Source organism: Fibrobacter sp. UWR2, from assembly GCF_002210285.1.
Lineage (GTDB): Bacteria > Fibrobacterota > Fibrobacteria > Fibrobacterales > Fibrobacteraceae > Fibrobacter.
In genome coordinates this window covers 17,940-35,070 of sequence record NZ_MWQE01000005.1, presented here as the reverse complement: position 1 = coordinate 35,070, position 17,131 = coordinate 17,940, and the positions used below count along the sequence as shown (strand labels likewise).

Annotated in this window: 14 protein-coding genes, 1 tRNA gene and 1 pseudogene; 9 read left to right on the top strand and 7 right to left on the bottom strand. The window is 54.5% G+C overall.

Annotated elements, in window-relative coordinates; genetic code table 11:
• Positions 1–39: 39 nt before the first annotated feature.
• The 6 genes from B7994_RS08455 (at position 40) to B7994_RS08430 (ending at position 6,227) form a co-directional block, all read left to right on the top strand.
• A complete protein-coding gene (locus tag B7994_RS08455; RefSeq protein WP_088638028.1) occupies positions 40–2,757 on the top strand; it encodes a CIA30 family protein in 2,718 nt (905 codons plus the stop codon).
• Positions 2,758–2,859: 102 nt separating this feature from the next.
• Positions 2,860–3,984, top strand: coding sequence for an IMP cyclohydrolase (locus tag B7994_RS08450; protein WP_369832768.1), 1,125 nt, complete (start codon positions 2,860–2,862; stop codon positions 3,982–3,984).
• A 13-nt stretch (positions 3,985–3,997) separates the two neighbouring features.
• Positions 3,998–4,453: a hypothetical protein gene (locus tag B7994_RS08445; protein ID WP_088638026.1), complete on the top strand. Its 456-nt coding sequence runs from the start codon at positions 3,998–4,000 to the stop codon at positions 4,451–4,453.
• On the top strand, positions 4,453–5,781 hold the full coding sequence (trmFO, locus tag B7994_RS08440) for a methylenetetrahydrofolate--tRNA-(uracil(54)-C(5))-methyltransferase (FADH(2)-oxidizing) TrmFO (RefSeq protein ID WP_088638025.1): 1,329 nt from the start codon (positions 4,453–4,455) through the stop codon (positions 5,779–5,781). The genes B7994_RS08445 and trmFO overlap by 1 nt, the downstream gene beginning before the upstream one ends.
• A 41-nt stretch (positions 5,782–5,822) precedes the next feature.
• A tRNA-Pro gene (locus tag B7994_RS08435) sits at positions 5,823–5,896 on the top strand.
• A 31-nt stretch (positions 5,897–5,927) separates the two neighbouring features.
• A complete protein-coding gene (locus tag B7994_RS08430) occupies positions 5,928–6,227 on the top strand; it encodes a hypothetical protein (RefSeq protein WP_088638024.1) in 300 nt (99 codons plus the stop codon).
• A 71-nt stretch (positions 6,228–6,298) separates the two neighbouring features.
• Here the strand turns inward: B7994_RS08430 and B7994_RS08425 are convergent, their stop codons facing one another.
• Positions 6,299–7,618 (bottom strand): carboxypeptidase-like regulatory domain-containing protein, encoded by a 1,320-nt coding sequence (locus B7994_RS08425; protein ID WP_144063811.1) that lies wholly within the window; start codon positions 7,616–7,618, stop codon positions 6,299–6,301.
• 220 nt (positions 7,619–7,838) lie between these two features.
• Between B7994_RS08425 and lexA the strand changes: the two genes are divergently transcribed.
• On the top strand, positions 7,839–8,486 hold the full coding sequence (lexA, locus tag B7994_RS08420; RefSeq protein ID WP_088638022.1) for a transcriptional repressor LexA: 648 nt from the start codon (positions 7,839–7,841) through the stop codon (positions 8,484–8,486).
• A 73-nt stretch (positions 8,487–8,559) separates the two neighbouring features.
• Here the strand turns inward: lexA and B7994_RS08415 are convergent, their stop codons facing one another.
• A complete protein-coding gene (locus tag B7994_RS08415) occupies positions 8,560–9,804 on the bottom strand; it encodes a DUF1015 domain-containing protein (RefSeq protein WP_369832767.1) in 1,245 nt (414 codons plus the stop codon).
• Positions 9,805–9,903: 99 nt separating this feature from the next.
• Positions 9,904–10,401: pseudogene (locus B7994_RS14455) on the bottom strand (DUF2062 domain-containing protein); the annotation flags it as partial.
• Between the two features lie 95 nt (positions 10,402–10,496).
• On the opposite strand from B7994_RS14455, the gene greA reads away from it, so the two are divergent.
• Positions 10,497–10,967 carry a transcription elongation factor GreA gene (greA, locus tag B7994_RS08410; protein WP_088638153.1) on the top strand — a complete coding sequence of 157 codons (471 nt, stop codon included), beginning with the start codon at positions 10,497–10,499 and terminating at the stop codon, positions 10,965–10,967.
• Positions 10,967–11,761 carry a TatD family hydrolase gene (locus B7994_RS08405; RefSeq protein ID WP_088638020.1) on the top strand — a complete coding sequence of 265 codons (795 nt, stop codon included), beginning with the start codon at positions 10,967–10,969 and terminating at the stop codon, positions 11,759–11,761. Before greA ends, B7994_RS08405 begins: the two co-directional genes overlap by 1 nt.
• On the opposite strand, the gene B7994_RS08400 is transcribed toward B7994_RS08405, so the two are convergent.
• The 4 genes from B7994_RS08400 to B7994_RS08385 all read right to left on the bottom strand — a co-directional run bounded on the left by B7994_RS08400 (position 11,758) and on the right by B7994_RS08385 (position 17,129).
• Positions 11,758–13,749: a bifunctional diguanylate cyclase/phosphodiesterase gene (locus tag B7994_RS08400; protein WP_088638019.1), complete on the bottom strand. Its 1,992-nt coding sequence runs from the start codon at positions 13,747–13,749 to the stop codon at positions 11,758–11,760. The two genes, B7994_RS08405 and B7994_RS08400, sit on opposite strands and share 4 nt — an antisense overlap.
• A gap of 205 nt (positions 13,750–13,954) precedes the next feature.
• A complete protein-coding gene (gdhA, locus tag B7994_RS08395) occupies positions 13,955–15,304 on the bottom strand; it encodes an NADP-specific glutamate dehydrogenase (protein ID WP_072801230.1) in 1,350 nt (449 codons plus the stop codon).
• Positions 15,305–15,546: 242 nt separating this feature from the next.
• Positions 15,547–16,116, bottom strand: a complete 570-nt coding sequence (locus tag B7994_RS08390; RefSeq protein WP_369832766.1) for a DUF6363 domain-containing protein — start codon at positions 16,114–16,116, stop codon at positions 15,547–15,549.
• A 272-nt stretch (positions 16,117–16,388) separates the two neighbouring features.
• Entirely contained in the window at positions 16,389–17,129 is a 741-nt protein-coding gene (locus B7994_RS08385; protein WP_233143125.1) for a lysophospholipid acyltransferase family protein, read from the bottom strand.
• Positions 17,130–17,131 lie beyond the last annotated feature (2 nt).

Here is a 17,131-nt window from a genome sequence, read left to right as displayed (position 1 = left end):
GGCGGGACGGTGTAAACCAAAAAAATCAGAGGATGTCAAATGAAAAAGATTCTAGCAACAATGATGCTCGTTGCAGCAACGGCAGCCATGGCCGTAGTTCCGGGCAGGGTTGGTCCTGTAAGCACGTATGGTGCCCTCAAGGCCAACGGCAGCAAACTGTCTGGCACTTGTCCGCAGTACTCCAGTTCAACAGTCCAGGTGAAGGGCATGAGCCTTTTCTGGAGTTCCGCTGCAGATAGCGCACTTGTGTACTACACTTCCCAGGCCATGGGCCTTATGGTGAAGGACATGGGAATCGAAGTTCTCCGTTTCGCCTTGGGCGTTGCCGACGAGAAGTTCGATAGCCACGGACGTTCCTATACCATGGGTGGCGCAAATGACCAGAAGGCCATGGTCAAGAAGATGGTCTATGCAGCTGTCGAAAACGATATCTATATCATCCTTGACTGGCACATCGAAAGTGCCCAGGGTTACACAAACGAAGCCAAGGAGTTCTTCGAATGGGCCGCTAAGGAATTCGGCAAGACCCACAACGTAATTTTCGAAGTGTGGAACGAACCGAATGGCGCCCAAATGAGTACGGTCGCTTCTCATGCAAACCAGGTGATTCCCATCATCCGCAAGTATTCCGACAACCTGATTCTCGTAGGTAGCCCCGAATGGTCCAGCCATCCGGAACAGTGCGCCACTGCAGGCATTCAGGACTCCAAGAAGAATTTCGCCTGCACGCTCCATTTCTATGCCGCATCGCACTCAGCCAGCGGAGACTACCCGAAACGCGCCAAGGATGCCATGGATGCAGGCATTCCTGTATTCGCTTCTGAATGGGGCACGGTCAACGCCTCTGGCGATGGCGACCCGAACCAAGGCGAAAGCCAGTCCTGGGTGAACTGGATGAACCAGAATGGCGTTTCCTGGGCAAACTGGTCTGCTTCAGCCATCAACGAAAAGTCCGCAGCATTTACGACCCTCACCCTGAACCAGGGACTTAAGTATTCTACTTCCGGAAGCATGGTGAAGGGATTCCTCGCCGGCAGCCACAGCTATAAGGATTGCGGTCTTGGAAACAGCCTCGGCTCTTCTTCTGCCGAATCCGGATTCTCCCAGGGTGTCACAAACGGAGAAAAGACTAATATCATTGACGACCTTGAAGATGGCGACCGTTACACCTATACGGGCGGTTTCTGGTCGGCATGGGCAGATTCCGATGAAAAAGGTTCCGACGGCACAGGATCAACTAAGATTTCCAACAAGAAATGGACAAATGACTTTGACAAAGAAGTCTATGATGTGGTCGTCTCCGCCAAGGGAGGTAATGAATCCAAGTACATGGCTGCCCTGGAAGGGATTTACATTGACCAGGGTGGATACCGCTGGGCTCCGTATGTCGCCATGGGCCTGAACTTCAAGAAGGATACTTCAGAATTCGCTCAACTTGCGAACTGCTCCACAATTTCTTATAAGTACAAAGGCGCAGCCCATAACTTCCGTGTCGAGATCTCTCCGATTACCAACTACAACTTCCACTTTGCCGAAGCGGAAGCTTCCGGCGAATGGAAAACCGTTGAATTGACCATGGATATGTTCCAGCAACATACAACCTGGGCAAATCCGCAGATTATGGACCTGAGTGCGAACCTGGGCAAGGCCAAACGTCTGGCTTGGGAAGTGAACGGTGTTGTTGACCGTCCAGCTTCTGAAATTCAGCCGCTTTACGACTATCTCTATGTCGATGACGTCCGTTGCGACGGCGTTAGCATCACGGCCATTTCCGGGACCGCGACGACATCGTCCTCCTCCGTAAATTCCTCTTCTTCGACTACCTCGAGTTCCAGCGTCACGAACCCGACCTCCAGCTCTTCCTCTGTCACCGTTCCGCCAGTATCCTCCACTGTCGTAATTACCGACCTCCTCGTCATCGACGACGTCGAAGACGGCGACGAAGTCCTCAACACGACCGGAACCTGGTACGCCTACACCGACAAGGACCCGGGTGGACTTTCCAGCATCACGAACGTCTACGACCAGGCCCTCCCCGGCTATGTCGTCGTGTTCCCGGGTTCGACTGACCCGACCAACGGCACACAGGGCTTTGTCGGCCTGCAAGGCATTGTCTGGAACCAGGCTGAATACGGAGAAGCTCCGTTCGTGGCTCTTGGTCTCAACATGATGGCTGACACCTCTGTTGGATTCGACATGAGTGCCTGCAAGGGTATTTCCTACCGTTACAAGGGAAGCCGCCATACGTTCAAGATTCAGGACGGTCAGGTTCAGGATTATGCCTATCACCAGCGCAAGCTGCTTGACTCCGCAGACTGGAAGACTGTCGTGATCACATGGGATGAACTGGGACAGCCGTCCTGGGGCGAGCAGATCGAATTGAACAAGGCCAGCATCAAGAAGATGGCTTGGGAAGTCATTGGTTACAAGAACTCAGACCTGCAGCCGGATCTCAACTACCTCTACGTGGACGACCTCAAGTGCGTCGACCAGGTCATCGGAATCAAGTCCATCGCCCATGCCGCAACCGGCCTCAATCTCGCCGCCCGCGGTCACGACCTGAGCATCATGACTTCGAAGTCCGGCCTCGTGAAGGTGCAGGTGTTCGACATGACCGGCCACACCGTGAAGAGCCTCTCCGAAACCATGCAGGCTGGAGCCCACACGGTTTCTCTCGAGAACCTGACGGCTGGCAGCTACATCGTGCGCGTGCAGGCAGGCAAGGCAACCAAGTCCGCCCGCATCACGCTCAAGTAATACAGCATAAAGCAAGCGGTTCTAACGAGCCGCATTAAAGCCCTTTGGCACCATGCCACGGGGCTTTTTGATACCGCTCTCGCAACCGCCCCAGTTTAATAACTGGGGCTTTGTTGCTCACGGGATACATCAAAAAAAACTATATTTATTAAAGAAAAACACAAAGGAAATGTTATGTCCGAAGAATTGATTCTCAAATTCGTTGACCCCGTGCCGATGCGCTACGGTGAAAACTCCCACCAGTCCGCTGTCTTCTACCGCGACCCGACCTGCACCGAAGCAAGCCTCGCCACCGCCAAGCAGCTCTGGGGCAAGGAACTTTCTTACAACAACATCGTCGACGCTGACGCCGCCCTCGAAATGGCCCGCGAGTTCAGCGACGGCAACGCAGTCGTGATCGTGAAGCACATGAACCCGTGCGGACTTGCAACCGGAGAAAGCCTCCGCGAAGCCATGGAAGCCGCCTGGGCAGGTGACCCGGTGTCGGCATTCGGTTCCGTGATTGCCGTGACCCGCAAGGTCGACCTCAACACTGCCGAGTTCCTCAAGGGCAAGTTCGTGGAAATCCTCCTCGCTCCGGCTTTCGACGAGGACGCCCTCGAGTTCCTCAAGAACAAGTCCAAGGACATCCGTCTGCTCGAAGTCGGCGAAATCAAGAAGGCGACCCACTGCAAGGTGTACAAGCACGTCATCGGCGGCATGCTCGTTCAGGACCGCGACGTGGACACCTACGAAAAGTTTGAATGCGTGACGAAGGCCCAGTTCCCGAAGAACAAGGAAGACCTCGCCCGCTTTACCTGGCTCGTGACCAAGCACACCAAGAGTAACGCCATCGTGATGGGCTACGAATACAAGCCCGGTTACTTCCAGGTGATGGGCCTCGGCCCCGGTCAGCCCAACCGTATTGACTCTAACCTCCGCCTGTGCCAGCCGCGCGTGCGCGACAACGTCGCCCGCATGGAAGAAGCCAAGGCGTTCTTCGATGAAAGCGGCAAGCTCATCAATGAAGCCGGCCTCAAGGCTCTCGAAAAGAAGGTCTTCGGCGAAGTCGTGATGGGTTCCGACGCCTTCTTCCCGTTCCCGGACAACGTAGAAGCCGCCCACGATGCTGGCGTGCGCTACATCGTGCAGCCGGGTGGTTCCAAGAAGGACGACCTCTCCATCGAAAAGTGTGACGAGTTCGGCATCGCCATGGTGTTCACCGGCATGAGGCACTTCCGCCACTAAGTCAAAGGTTGCAATGGCTCCGACGACGCAAAGAGAAGTAAACCAGAAGGAAAAGGACCTCTACTACGCGGTCCTGTCCTTCTTGAAGTCTGTACGCAAGGCAGGCAAGACTACCGATGTCGAATGGAAGGCCTATCAGGAAAAACTCCAGAAGATAGCGCCCACCCCCGACATGGGCAAGGCTGCCGACATGTGGACCATGGACAACCTCGACCAATTCAGCCCCGACAACAAGCAGTTGCCGCCCCTGAACGACATGGACTACGTCGCGAACCTCTCCCCGAAATTTGCTTCGCAGCTTATGGAAGCCATGTATTACGGTATGCTGAACCTGACTCAGGCGAACCTGATTTCTGACGAAATCCAGGATGCCGACCCGGACTGCGTATCGACCGCATCGCTCGAGGAACTGCTGGTAAAGCTCTGGATCGGGAATGCCAAGAGCTACCGTAAGATGATGGCTAATTGATGAACGAACGCGTACGTGTTATTGGTGGCGGCCTCGCAGGCTGCGAAGCCGCGCTACAGCTTGCTTCTAGAGGGTTCAAGGTCGATTTGTACGAAATGCGGCCTGTCAAGCCTACGCCCGCCCACAAAGACGGACACTTGGCGCAGCTTGTCTGTTCCAACAGTTTCAAGGCTTTGGGCATTACAAGCGCCCACGGGCTCTTAAAGCAGGAACTCACGATGCTCGGGAGTTTCTTGCTGGATTCTGCCCGCGAAGCAGCCGTGCCCGCAGGCGATTCGCTTACCGTAAACCGCGACATCTTTAGCGAATCGGTCGAGAAGAAGATTGCGGAGAGCCCAAACATCACGCTACACCGCGAAGAGGTGACAAGCCTCGAAGGCGACTGCCCTACCCTCGTTGCGGCGGGGCCGCTGGCCAGCGACGCGCTCGCCGACGATATCTTCAAGCGCCTGGGTAGCGAGCGCCTCCATTTCTTCGACGCCATCGCCCCTGTGGTAGAGACTGACAGCATCGACTTCGACCACGCCTTCTACATGAACCGCTGGGAGAAGGGCGAGACGGCAGACTTCATCAACTGCCCGCTCGACAAGGAGACCTACGCCGAGTTTGTCCGCAAACTGTGCGAGGCCGAAGCCGTGGAGCCGCGACCCTTCGAGAAGAACGAACTGTTCGAAGGCTGCCTGCCCGTCGAAGAAATGGCCCGCCGCGGCTACGAGACGCTCCGTCACGGCCCCATGCGCCCCATCGGACTCGGACTCGGCAACAACGGAAAATTGTGGTACGCGGTCATCCAGCTCCGCGCCGAAAACAAGCAGAAGACTTTGTTCAATATGGTGGGTTTCCAGACGCGCCTCAAGTGGGGCACGCAGAAGGAAATCTTCACGATGGTGCCCGCGCTGCGCAACGCAAAGTTCGCTCGCCTCGGCTGCATGCACCGCAACACCTTCATCGAATCGCCCAAGTTCCTGGACGCTACGCTACGCCTGCGCCCGGACCTCGAATGCGCCAAGGGAATCCCGCCCACGTGGTTTGCAGGCCAGATTACCGGCAGCGAAGGCTATACCGAAGCAGTCGCCACCGGCTGGTATGCCGCCTGGAACATGGCGCAGACGATTCTGCACGGGCACGCAGACCCGCTCCCCGAAGAAAGTTGCATCGCATCCCTCATGAACCGCCTTGTGGAAGAGAACGAAAACTTCCAGCCCATGAACTTCAACTTTGGGCTTCTCCCCCACCACGAAGGCCTCAAGAAAAAGAACAAGAAGGAAATCCTTGCCGCCCGCGCCGAAGAAGCCGTCCGCAAGTGGATTGCAGAAAGAAAGATTTAAAAGTCCCACTTTTCAGCGACATTTACTATATTTGTCGCACTCGGGGTGTAGCTCAGCCTGGTAGAGCGTCTGCTTTGGGAGCAGAATGTCATCAGTTCGAATCTGGTTACCCCGATACACGAAAGACCCCCATCAGGGGGTCTTTTGTGTATTACGGGGACCAGATCGAACTGCGAAGTCAGTTCGGCAAAAACACCGGTGAGCGCAGCGAACGTAAAGGTGTTTTTGAGCTTGCGCCCTGCGCAAGCCCGAAGGGCAAAATAGAGCAAAGCGACATTTTGCAATCTGGTTACCCCGATGAACAAAGGTTCCCCTTGAGGGTCTCTTTTTATATCTTAGGGCCAGATCGAACTGATGAAGTCAGTTCGACAAAAACACCGCTGAGCAAAGCGAAGGCAAAGGTGTTTTTGAGCTTGCGCCCTGCGCAAGCCCGAAGGGCAAAATAGAGCAAAGCGACATTTTGCAATCTGGTTACCCCGATATAAAAAGAGGCCCCTTGAGGGTCTCTTTTTGCTATTTAAAATTTCTTGCCGAGGCTTGGCCACGTAGTGGCTACAAGCCCGTCGAGCCTTACGTTATCAATGTAGATTTCGGCATCTTCCTTGAACATGAAGTTTATGGCTGAAGCTGCGGTAAGCCTGGAACTAACTTTTTCGAAGGAATACGTGTAAGTATTCCATTCTTCAGTGAGTTCTATGGAGTTCGGCGAAATATAGTCGCTGCTACCGTCGGCCTTGCGCGATACAATCTGTAGGAACAAACTGCCAGAACCTTTCGCATCGAACGAAAGCCCTGTAGCACCGCTAATGTCAAAGAAAGCGTAGTTGTTGTCTTTGACATCGCGCTCGTCTTCGCCCAAAAGGAATCCGGCACCCGCAAAATGATCTTCGGTTTCTTCGTCAATGTTGGCGTGGAGGTACATGCAAGTACCCATAACGTCGTCGTTCCGGAACTTGTCGGCATTGGCGAATTCACCCTTGCCAATCCAGCGGCTACCGCCACCATTCAAGGAGTCGGTAAAGAAGTAGTACGGACCCACGAAATCGAACATATTGCCAACAACGGTGCGACCGCTCTGCCAATCCTCGAAATCGGTCAGGAGCGTATAGACCCCATTGTCCCATTCAATCTGGTTCATGATCTGCTCTTCCCTGAACCCTACGGTACGCGAAACCTGCACCTGGTAAATGCGAAATTCACCGCTATACTCGACCGTCATAAAATGCACACCGTCAGGAAGGCCGTCGATTTCGAATTCACCGTTGGCGTTCGTTTGCGATTCGATATCTAGAATGCTGAGCTTGGCGCCCTCGATACCCACGCCCCTGTTCTTGATGACTCCGGTTACCATGGCAGCCGGCTTTGTCGCGTAAATTCCACTTTCCATGTTGTCACTGAAGTTGAGCCACCTCATGGCGGCAAGGCCGTCGTAGCGTATTTCGACAAGATGGAACCCGCTTAAGGAGGCATTCAGCGCAAGTTTACCCTCGCTGTCGAGCGTGTCGGTCGAGATAAGCTTGAGGCCGTCTGCCGTAGGAGCCCAAATGCGGACCGGTTCATTTGCAATCAAGTCGACGGTTCGGTCGTCCATGAAGCCGATATATCCGTGTTCGTAGTCGTTGCTACTGGAACCGTTCTCGCTGCTCGAGCTGCTGCCGATATTTTTCCCGCTACTGGAGGAGCGGGCGTCCTTGCTTATGCTGCTGGAAGATTTTGCGCCGTTCTTGCCCGAGGAGCTACTATCGTTTGCACTTATGTGATCGTCAGTGTCTGTTGCAGCAACACCCTTGTCGCTGGAATCGTCGCCGCAACCGGCAAGAGCAGCAATTACGGCCAAAGCGAATAATTTCTTGAAAAAGCCCATTTTGATAACGTCTCCTGTCGCATCAATTGAATTTATATGAAGAAATGTAGTAAAAACGCATAAAAAAGGTCCGAAATCAATCAGACTTGGCTGGGCCATGAAAAAAAAATGCAATTTTGTGCAGTGAACCTATTGACAATTGCCCAATTGTGCATTATATTTAGGAAGTATAAATTACATTGCGAGGTTTAAAATGGAAAACAGCAAGCGCAAGGAATTGACAGACCGTCAACTTGAAATCTACGAGTACATCAAGAAGTACGCGAAAGAGAACCACATGCCGCCCACCGTCCGCGAAATCGGCAACCACTTCGAGATTTCCTCGACGAACGGCGTGCGTTCCATCCTCGCCGCCCTCATCAAGAAGGGCTACATCAACCGCTCCCCGCGCCTGAGCCGCGGTATCGAAATCGTCAATACCGACGCCTCGACTGCAGAAGCCGCCCCGAGCAATACGATTGAGATCCCCATTGTCGGCCGCGTTGCCGCCGGTACGCCGATTCTTGCCGTCCAGAACCTCGAAGGCACCGTCACAATCGACCGCGACTTCCTCGCCTGCCGTTCCGACGTGTTCGCGCTCCGCGTCAAGGGCGACTCCATGATTAACGCCGGCATCTTCGACGGCGACCTCATCTTCGCCCGCCAGCAGAAATCCGCCGAACGCGGCGAAATCATCGTGGCGCAGGTCAATAACGAGGCGACAGTCAAGTACTACCAGCCGCAGCACGACCATATCGAACTCAGGCCTGCAAACCCGAAGTACCGCCCCATCATCGTGAACAAGGGCAACGACTTCTCCATCGCGGGCCGCGTCATCGGCGTGATGCGCAAGGTGAACTAAGCGAAACAGTCCTTTTATGCAGAAAGCCCTGCCGATAACGGCAGGGCTTTTCTAATTCCGTCAAAGACCTTTACTAGTCGAGCGTGTGGACCAGCAGGCCGTCGCGCAGCTTGGGTTCGAACCAGGTGCTCTTCGGCGGCATGATCTCGCCCGCATCGGCGATGTTCATGAGCTGGTCGAGCGTAGTCGGGTACATCGCGAACGCGCAGGCGCATTCACCGCTGTCGACACGCTTCACGAGTTCGCCGAGACCGCGGATGCCTCCGACGAAGTCAATGCGCTTGGAGGTGCGCGGGTCGTCGATGTCGAAAATCGGCTTCAGCACGAGCTTCTGGAGCAAGGCCACGTCGAGGCTGTCGACCGGGCCCAGGTTCTTGAGGAACTTGTCCTTGAACGTGCAGGCGTACCACTTGCCGCCCAGGTACATATTCACCTGGTTCTGCTTTGCCGGGTGCTGCATCTCGGCGAGCTGCTCGATGTCGAACACGAGCTTCAGTTCGTCCATGAGCTGTTCCGGCGTACGGCCGTTCAGGTCCTTCAGCACGCGGTTGTAGTCGAGAATCTTGAGCTGCGTGCTCGGGAAAAGGATGGCCAGGTAGCGGTTGTATTCTTCCTCGCCCGTGTTCTTCGGATTCTGCTCGGCGCGGTAGCTAGCGGCACGGGCACCGGCAGCGCTGCGGTGGTGGCCGTCGGCGATGTAGCTGACGGGCACTTCCTCGAAGCTCTTGCGGATGGCGGCAATCTCGGCATCGTCATCGATAATCCACACGGTGTGGCCGAATCCGTCGCCGTCGCTCACAAAGTCATAGACGGGCTTGCGCTTGGTAACGGCACCGAACAGGTCGAACTGGCCGTTGTCGCGGTAAGTCAGGAACACCGGACCGGTATTGGCGTTGGTGTCGAGCACATGACGCAGGCGGTCTTCTTCCTTGTCGGCGCGGGTGAGTTCGTGCTTCTTGATGATGCCGTTGAAGTAGTCAGCGGCAGGCACGGTGCAAACGAGGCCGTACTGTTCGCGGCCGTTCATCGTCTGGCGGTAGACATAGAGGCAGTCCTTCTTGTCGTGCGCGATGACGCCCTCGGCAATCATCTTCTCGAGGTTCGCACGGGCATGGGCATAGACCTTCGGGTCGTAAGCGTCGACACTGTCGTCAAGTTCCAGTTCGGCGCGGGTCACGCGCAGGTAGGAATGCGGCAGGCCCTCGGCCATGGCCTTGGCTTCGGCGCGGTTCATCACGTCGTAAGGGAGAGCGGAAATGTCCTTGGCCTCGGCAGGATTGACGGGGCGAAGGGCCTTGAACGGATAGATATGCATCATGGGCTTCTTTCCTTTGTGTGATTCCTTGATTAAAACTTCGTCCTCAGAAATGAGGTTATGGATATAGCCGGTCTTACCTTCAATCCACTTCTTCTTGCGGTAGCTGACCACAAAATAGGCCAGGAAGAAGAACGCAAAACCCGTAATGGCCGCGACAATCGTGATTCCCACCATGAATGCGAGCAGATGTCCGGCAGCATTTTCCCAGAGGTTCCTCAGGATTTCCAGGCAGTTGCGAATAGACATGCGTTCGAACTCACCCAAGAAGTCAAACTTGATCGGATCAGGGTCGACAATCTTGCAACCGATATAGTAACCCGACGGGTAGAAGATACCGAACTGCGTCACGGGATTGGCGACAAAATCGGCCACGACACCCGGAACCTTGGGCAGGCGGAACAAAGCGCAGAGAGCAACAGTAAGGATAATGGCAAAACCGATGGTCGGCCACACGCCGATAAATACACCGATAAACACCGACCATGCAACCTTCAGCGCATCCTGCCTGCGAGGGAACATGCGGTTATAGTAGATACGGCTGAGCCGCTTGTACTTGGACTCCTGCCTTCTCCGCGGCGAATCATCTTTTACTTTCATAGGCGCGCTCAAAGATAAAAAATTTCAGCAGATCTGCAAAGGGAAACATGATTTCTCTCACGCACGAAAACGGCGTTTTTTTGTATTTTTGCGGCATGAAGCACATGATTTCGAAAGAAGGCTTTGAAAAGTTCAAGGCGGAATGGGAGCAGCTCAAGTACGTGGAGCGGCCCGCCATGATAAACCAGGTGCAGGCGGCTGCGGCCGAAGGCGACCGTAGCGAGAACGCAGCCTATACCTACGGACGCATGCGCGTACGCGAAATCGACCGCAGGCTGCGCGAACTCGACCGCATCCTCGACGGAGCGCAGATTATCGAGACAAAGCCCACCGAAGACGGCTCCATCCGGTTCGGTGCACGCGTCAGGCTTCTCGACAAGAGAACCAAGCGAGAAAAGCAGTATAGCATCGTGGGCGAAAAGGAAATCGACCCGCTGCAGGGCCGCATCAGCCTAAAATCCCCCATCGGCACGGCTCTTGTCGGCAAGAAGCAAGGCGAAACCGTGCAGGTCGAGGCCCCCCGCGGAACCATCACGTACGAGATTCTGGAAGTCCGGTACGAGTGATGTTCATCGACACGCACTGTCACATAGACTCCTATGAGCGACACGCCGGAGAAACCTTCGATGCACTGCTCGCACGCCTCCCCCACGATAAAGACCCAGCCATAAAATCGCCCGAGGCGTTTATCCATGTGGCATGCGACCCGGCAGATTTCAACTACGCCCGGGAACTTTCCGAAAAATACAGCAACGTATACGCCGCCTACGGCATCCACCCGGAATACGTGGAAACGGAGACATCCGAAGACGAAGCAAAAATGCTCGAACTACTTAAGCACCCCAAATGTGTCGCATGCGGGGAATTCGGACTCGACTACCACTACGGGGCCGACACGCGCGAAGCGCAGACAAAGTTGTTCGAAAGACACCTGCAGCTCGGATTGGATAGCGGGAAACCGCTCGTACTCCACCTGCGAGAAGCCGATGACGATGCGCTCGCCATCCTCGGCAACGCCCAGCTGAAAGGCGTCAACATACACGTTCACTGTTTTACCGGCACACGCGAATTCGCCGAGCATCTCCTCTCCCTCGATGCCAACATATTCATAGGATTTACGGGCATAATCACGTTCAAGAACGCGGCCAACGTGCGCGAAGCCGCCGAAATCGTCCCCGACGGACGCCTGCTCCTGGAAACCGACGCTCCCTACATGGCGCCCGTTCCTTACCGCGGCAAGCCCTGCCATTCCGGTTACATCCCCTACATCGCTAAAACGCTCGCCGAGACAAGAAATAAGCCCGTAGAAGAAATCTACAGGCTCTGTCGTGAAAATACGCGCCGTTGCTACGGTATCTAGGCGATTACCGCCTCAGCGGGCGCCACGCCCCCCGCGTAGTGCGCCTTCATGTACTCAAGCGCATCGTCGGGTGTAAGCGGCATGCTGAAATAGAATCCCTGGATATGATGGCAGCCTTCGCTGCGCAGGAACTCGAGCTGTTCTGCAGTCTCGACACCTTCCGCAATGAGTTCCAGGTGTAGCGACTTCGCAATCCCGATAACCATCTTCGCAAATGCGGCATCCTCTTCGTCGTCTGCCACGTGATCCACGAAGGACTTGTCCATCTTGAGCGTATGCACCGGCAGGTGCTTGAGGTACGAAAGACTGCTGTAACCCGTTCCGAAATCGTCTATCGAAATCTGCAGCCCCATATTCGAAAGCTTGCGCATGATGTCCGCGGCCTTTTCCACCTCGCATGTCGCCGTATACTCGGTAATCTCGAGTTTCAGGTTGCGCGGATTCAGGTTCGTTTCCGCAAGAACGCGCTTCACGTCCTCGACCATGGATTCCATCGCGAACTGCCGTGCAGAGAAGTTCACCGCCACGCGGATATCGGTGAACCCCATGTCGACCCACTTCTTCGTCTGGATACACGCCATCTTCAGGATAAGCGCACCCATCGGGACGATAAGCCCGGTCTCTTCTGCCAGCGGGATGAATTCTGCCGGGGAGATGATTCCCTGCTCGGAATTGTTCCACCGGACAAGCGCCTCGAAGCCCACAATCTTGTCAGAATTGGATATGTCGACGATGGGCTGGTACATCAGCACGAATTCCTTAGCCTGGATAGCACGACGGATTTCATACTCGAGCTTGTAGAGTTTCATCGCCTTCTCGCGAATACCGCCCGTCACGAACTGGATACCGCCATGGCTACCCGTCTTCTTGAGGTTGCGCAACACCGCGTTCGCGCTCGCCATCACATCCTCGACGCAGTCTACATCGCTGTTCACGACGACCGCCATCGACACGCTGATAAAGAGTTCCTGACCATCGAGCTGAATGGGGGCCTTGACCTTCGAGTGAATCTGCTTCACAATGGAAAGAAGGTTATCGCGAGCATCGGCGCCTTCGATGTTATGCAGAATGACCGCAAAGACATCGGGACCGATGCGGGCCACCACGTCATTCTCGCCAACCGACGCCTTGATCCTTTCCGAAACGACCCTGAGCACATTGTCGCCGAAATTTATGGAATAGGAAGCGTTGATTGCACCGAAACTGTCGATATCCAACAAGGCGACACCAAAGAAATAATCCGGCTTCTGTGCGGCAAGTTCCACATCGACCTTGAGCTTTTCGAGGAAGAACTTTCGGTTGTACACTCCGGTAAGGGCATCCTGGTAGGCATAGAAATACTTCTCTCGCTCGGAACTGGAACGGTCGAGAGACTGGCTGATGGAACCAATGACGCGGATAGGCCGATTCTCGGCATCCATCTGCATTCGGCCAGCGACAACAATTTCGGAAGGTCCATTTTTCGAAGGCGAGGAGAGTCGCAACACCTCGGAGAAATCGCGGCCCTCGTCCAGGGACTTCATGACGACCTTCTTGAACTTCTCCCAGTCCTTTTCCATCACATAGGACTGGAGAGCAGAAAGAGAATCCTCGAGTACGCCCTTTGCGCCAAGCAGCACGGCAACACGATTCGACCAGTACACCTTCCCTGTCGGCACGTCAAACGTCCAGAAGCCTTCCTGCGAGACATCAATCATCATCTGGTGAAGTTCGTTCTGCTCGTTCAGGTCCTTCTCGAAATCGCGGACCGGCTCACCGCCCACCGTTGTGGGGATAACCACGTCGTTGCGGATTTTACGGCGCGTTCCCTCGACAGGGAACTTGTAGAAAAGCGAAATGTAGGCAACGAAGATAATCGCAGCAAAATACGGGATAAACCCGAGAACGCTGTTCGAAAGATTCAGAATTTCCGGGACAAACGCCGCAAAAAGAAAACAGGCGAACAACAGCGCAAAACGCAGGACAATGTGCTCATCGAATAATTTCATACTAGGTATACCAATACCCTCTGAAAATAACCTAAAAATTACGATTTGGATTATTCCAAATCCAAAAAAACATTATTTAAGAAAAAAAACACACTCTAAGAACGAGTATTCCAACTTGGATGCGTACAAAAAAGGCCCAAAAAGTCAAAAAAAAGCCCCCGGCTTTTGACCGGAGACTTTTTAGAGTGGTAATTTCCTTCGGAAATTACACTGCGCCCTGCCACTTCATGGCATCGGCAACCTTGAGGAAGCCGGCGATGTTTGCACCCATCACGAGGTTGCCCTTCTGGCCGTACTTGACAGCGGCAGAGGAAGCAGCGGCGTAGATGCTCTTCATGATGCCTTCGAGCTTCTTGTCCACTTCTTCGAAGGTCCAGGAGAGACGTTCGGAGTTCTGGGACATTTCGAGGCCGGAGGTAGCAACGCCACCAGCGTTAGCAGCCTTGGCAGGTCCAAAGAGGACGCCGGCCTTCTGGAAGGCTTCGATAGCTTCCGGAGTAGAAGGCATGTTTGCACCTTCGGCAACGGCCTTCACGCCGTTAGCGATAAGGGCCTTGGCACCTTCGAGGTCGAGTTCGTTCTGGGTAGCGCACGGAAGAGCGATGTCGCACTTGACCGTCCAAACACCCTTAGAACCTTCGTGGTATTCAGAACCCGGGACGAGCTTGGCGTATTCGCTGATACGAGCGCGCTTCACGTTCTTGAGGTCGAGAACGATGTCGAGGTTGATGCCGTTCGGGTCGTAGATGTAGCCGTTGGAGTCGGACATGGTCACGACCTTGCCACCGAGCTGAGTAGCCTTCTGGCAAGCGAACTGAGCAACGTTACCAGAGCCGGAAATCACGACGGTCTTGCCCTGGAAAGAGTCGTTAGCGAGGTCCTTGAGCATTTCGCGAGTGAAGTAGCAGAGGCCGTAACCGGTAGCTTCGGTACGAGCGAGAGAACCACCGTAGGAGAGGCCCTTACCGGTGAGAACGCCCACAAATTCGTTGCGGATGCGCTTGTACTGACCGAACATGTAACCGATTTCGCGAGCGCCAGTACCCTGGTCACCAGCCGGAACGTCCGTATCGGCACCGACGTGCTTGCAGAGTTCAGTCATGAAGGACTGGCAGAAACGCATCACTTCGTTGTCGCTCTTGCCCTTAGGATCGAAGTCGGAACCGCCCTTGCCGCCGCCCATGGGGAGCGTGGTGAGGCTGTTCTTGAAAATCTGTTCGAAGCCGAGGAACTTCAGCATGGAAAGCGTCACTTCGTTACGGAGACGGATACCGCCCTTGTAGGGGCCGATGGCGGAGTTGAACTGCACGCGGTAGCCACGGTTCACCTGAACGTTACCCTTGTCATCGAGCCAAGGCACGCGGAAGGTAATCACGCGTTCCGGTTCGACGAGACGGTCGATAACGCCGTTGGTTTCCCAAGACTTGTCCTGTTCGAGGACGGGGTCCAGGGATTCGAGGAATTCGCGGACAGCCTGGTGGAAGAGGGCCTGGTCCGGATCACGGGCGACGACCTTGTCATAGACTTTCTGAAGGTAAGCATTCTTGATTGCCATTTTTATATATCTCCGTTGAGAGTTTAGATTGTTAAAGTTTTTAACGGGTTTAAAGATAGCAAAGGGGCATGACAAATAGTGAAAAACGGGCAAAAATCTTCAAAAACTTACATTTTTGTAAGTTAGTTTTTTGCAAGTTTTGTAAATTGCCTTTTTTCGTCAAATTTTGCTAGGGCAACAAGTCAAAACCTACATTTTTGTAAGTCAAGGCTTTGCTTTTTATTTTGTAACGAAAATTTTACTTAAATTTCCAAGAAAGCCTTCAGGTCGTCCATGCGGCGCTTTGCCATTTCGACGCCGTGGTCATAAGATTCGTTCATCTTATCCATGTCGGTATCGAACTGATCGCACAACTCGATAAGCGGGCGCATCAGGAACAGGCGGCCCTCCTTCTCGAGCTTTTCCATCTGGATGAACATCTTGTCATAGCGCTTGAGACGTACCATGAGCGCACGGAACAGGTCCGGATACTTGCGCTTGTACATCGGGTTCAGAATGGCGCGGTACTTGCGGAAGTCCGTCACCGCCTCGCCCGGATAGTGCGTCGATACGGCCACGACCTTGTCGCACCCCTTCTCGAAGGCACGTTCGAAGGGAATCGGCACCGTAATGCACCCATCGGCATAGTGCCTGCCATCGAGCGGCGCCATGGGGAATATCATGGGCAGGGCACAGCTCGCGCTTATTATGTCGAGAAGGCGCTTCTTGTCGTTTTTCTCGGACATGAATTCGGCACGGCCCGTCTCACAGCAGGTAAGCCCGAACTCGCACTCGATATTGGAATTACTGTAAGCCTCAAAATCAAGCGGCATCTTGCCGTCCGCCGAGAGGTAGTTCAGCGCATGATATTCCTTCTGCACGCCGATAAACTTGCTCGCCCACTTCTTGCCCTCTTGCAGGCGGGTCGGGAGTACAATAAACTTGAGTCTCCCCTGCTGGCGCGTAACGAAGTTTACCGCGGCATGCGCACCGGCAGAAACGCCGGCAACGTAATTGAAATCGATACCCTCGTCGAGCCAGGTGTCGAGCACACCGGCACTAAACATCGTCTGGCGAGAGCCGCCTTCCAACACCAAACCCGTCTTCACGTATTCCCCCTATCGTCATTCCCGGCTTGGCCGGGAATCTGTTCAGCAGGAGTTTCTGCGGCCACGGGCAATGCAGGCGGTTCGGCAACGCCGAGAGCCTTCTGCTTAAGCGCCCAAACCTTCTGGCGGAAGTATTCGCTGCGTTCCGCGAGATGCTGCGAGGAAGGAATCCCTTTCACGCGCTCAATCTTTTCGGATTCGCCTACAATCACGCGGGTGCGGTGTCCAATCTTATAGACGCCTTCAAGCCCCACGGAAAGCACAGGAGCGCCGGTACTGCGGGCCAAAAAAGCAAAACCAGTCTTGAATTCGTTCAGCAGGCCATCGTAGCGGCACTTGCCTTCGGGGAAAATAATCACCGAATTGCCCTTTTCGAGTTCGCGCTTGGCCAGGAGCGCCCATTCGGTATCCAGGTTAAAGCGGTCGCAAGGAATTACACACTTGACGCGAGTGAGAGCCCAGCTGAAATGCGGGTCTTCCACCTGGTCCTTCGCCACGACGATGCTCTTCTTGTAAAAGAATATGGCAAGCATCATGAGCGGGTCGAGCATGCTCGTATGGTTCGCAATGATTATCGACGGAGTCTTGAGGCGCGGGGACTTCACCGTCTCCCCCACGTACTCGATCTTCGGGCGGTAGGCCACAAACAGGTAAACGCGCACGGTGTATATCACGACCACCATGACGAATCTCATGAAAAGTTCAAACAAAGGATTCTTTTTCTTCTTTTCAATCACGC